Source organism: Sphingomonas sp., from assembly GCF_051962185.1.
Lineage (GTDB): Bacteria > Pseudomonadota > Alphaproteobacteria > Sphingomonadales > Sphingomonadaceae > Sphingomonas.
Map to the genome: position 1 here is coordinate 1 of NZ_JBQCCN010000312.1, position 2321 is coordinate 2321.

The window sequence follows — 2321 nt, forward strand, 5'->3', positions numbered from 1 at the left end:
GCAAGGCAGAGGTCGAAGCGCTTGCCGCCAGCGATCCCTTCGTGACCAGCGGCGCCGCGACGATCGAGGTAATCGAGTTCAACGCCAGTTGGGCGGCCGACGCGGTCGCCGCCGCGCTGACATGACGCTCGCGCTGATCGATTACGGCGCGGGCAATCTCTATTCGGTCGCCAACGCGCTGAAGGCGGCGGGCGCGAACGACATCGCGGTCACCGCGGATCCCGACCTCGTGCGCCGCGCCGACCGCATCGTCCTGCCGGGCGTCGGCGCGTTCGGGGCCTGTTCGGCGGCGCTGCGCGGTGTGGCCGGCATGGTCGAGGCGCTCGACGAGCGCGTGCGGCGAAGCGGCGTGCCCTTTCTGGGCATCTGCGTCGGCATGCAATTGATGGCCGAAGTCGGCGAGGAAATGGGCGACCATCCGGGGCTCGGCTGGATCGCGGGCCGTGTGCGCTTGCTCGCTCCCGCCGATGCCGCCGCCAAGGTCCCGCACATGGGCTGGAACGACGTCCGTCCCGTTTCCCCTCATCCCCTGATCGAGCCGGGCGAGGCCTATTTCCTGCACAGCTACGCCTTCGAGGGTGCAGACGTGGTCGCGACCACCGACCATGCCGGCCCGGTCGTCGCCGCGATCGCGCGCGACAATATGGCAGGCGTGCAATTCCATCCCGAGAAGAGCCAGCGTTACGGGCTCGATCTGTTGAAGAGGTTCCTGACATGGCGGCCATGATATTCCTCCCCGGCACGGGGAGGGACTTTTGATGTCGCTCATCATCTTCCCCGCGATCGACCTCAAGGGCGGCAATGTCGTGCGTCTCGCCGAGGGCGATATGGACCGCGCCACCATCTATGGCGACGACCCCGTCGCGCAGGCGGTGGCGTTCGCCCAGGCAGGCTCGCAGCACCTTCACATGGTCGATCTCGACGGCGCGTTCGCCGGCGAGTCGGTCAATGGCGACGTCGTCCGCGCGGTGGTCGCCGCCTTTCCCGGGCACGTCCAGCTCGGCGGCGGCATCCGCGACCGCAAGGCGATCGAGGCCTGGTTCGACGCCGGCGTGTCGCGCCTCGTGATCGGCACCGCAGCGCTCGACAATCCCGAACTCGTCCGCGACGCGGCGCGCGATTTCCCCGGCGGCATCGTCGTCGCGGTCGACGCCAAGGACGGCATGGTCGCGACGCGCGGCTGGGCCGATGTGTCCGACGTCTCGGTCGAGGACATGGCGCGCCGGTTCGAGGATGCCGGCGTCGCGGCGCTGCTGTTCACCGACGTCGGGCGCGACGGGCTGCTCAAGGGCTGCAACGTCCAGGCGACGGTCGACCTCGCGCGCGCGGTCGACATCCCCGTGATCGCCTCGGGCGGAGTCGCCGGGATAGGCGATATCCACATACTGGCGCTCCATGCGCGCGACGGGATCGAAGGCGTGATCACCGGCCGCGCGCTCTATGACGGCCGCCTCGACCTCGCGACCGCGATCGCGGTGGCGGAGGCGGCATAACTCCCCTCCCGCTTGCGGGAGGGGCTGGGGGAGGGCATGTGCCGCTCGATATGTTCGGTTCGCAGATATGCCTTCCCCCAACCCCTCCGGTAAACGGGAGGGGGATATGACCGTCCGCGCGCGCGTCATTCCCTGTCTCGACGTCGCCAACGGCCGCGTCGTCAAGGGCGTCAATTTCGTCGACCTGCGCGATGCCGGCGACCCGGTCGAGCAGGCGCAGGCCTATGACACCGCCGGCGCCGACGAGCTCTGCTTCCTCGACATCACCGCCAGCCACGAGGCGCGCGGCACGATCCTCGACGTCGTGCGTCGCACTGCCGAGGTCTGCTTCATGCCCGTCACCGTCGGCGGCGGCGTCCGCTCCGCCGAGGACGCGCGCGCGCTGCTGCTCGCCGGCGCCGACAAGGTGGCGGTCAATTCCGCGGCGGTGGCGCGGCCCGAACTGGTCGGCGACATTGCCGAGCGGTTCGGCAGCCAGTGCTGCGTCGCCTCGGTCGACGCGCGGCGCTCGGGCGAGGGTTGGGAAGTCTTCACCCATGGCGGGCGCAAGCCGACCGGGATCGACGCGGTCGCGCACGCGGTGCGGCTGGCCGAGTTGGGCGCCGGCGAATTGCTGATCACCAGCATGGACCGCGACGGCACGCGCGACGGCTACGACCTCGATCTCATCCGCATCATCGCCGACCAGGTCAGCGTACCGGTGGTGGCGTCGGGCGGCGTCGGCGGGCTCGACGACCTCGTCGCCGGCATCCGCGACGGTCATGCCAGCGCGGTGCTCGCCGCCAGCATCTTCCATTTCGGCGAGGCGAGCATCGCCGACGCCCACCG

3 protein-coding genes are annotated in these 2321 nt (G+C 70.1%); all 3 read left to right on the plus strand.

Annotated features, from left to right (window positions below; all coding sequences use genetic code 11):
- Window positions 1-121: 121 nt before the first annotated feature.
- On the plus strand, window positions 122-727 hold the full coding sequence (gene hisH / locus ACTHJR_RS19015; RefSeq protein WP_440524996.1) for an imidazole glycerol phosphate synthase subunit HisH: 606 nt from the start codon (window positions 122-124) through the stop codon (window positions 725-727).
- 31 nt (window positions 728-758) lie between these two features.
- Window positions 759-1493 carry a 1-(5-phosphoribosyl)-5-[(5-phosphoribosylamino)methylideneamino]imidazole-4-carboxamide isomerase gene (gene hisA, locus ACTHJR_RS19020; RefSeq protein WP_440524997.1) on the plus strand — a complete coding sequence of 245 codons (735 nt, stop codon included), beginning with the start codon at window positions 759-761 and terminating at the stop codon, window positions 1491-1493.
- Window positions 1494-1599: 106 nt separating this feature from the next.
- A partial coding sequence (hisF, locus tag ACTHJR_RS19025; protein ID WP_440524998.1) for an imidazole glycerol phosphate synthase subunit HisF occupies window positions 1600-2321 on the plus strand: 722 nt, incomplete at its 3' end.

Excerpts from the sequence above, each read along its gene's own strand:
- hisH (WP_440524996.1), top strand. The coding sequence starts at position 122 with ATGACGCTCGCGCTGATCGATTACGGCGCGGGCAATCTCTATTCGGTC.
- hisA (WP_440524997.1), top strand. The coding sequence starts at position 759 with ATGTCGCTCATCATCTTCCCCGCGATCGACCTCAAGGGCGGCAATGTC.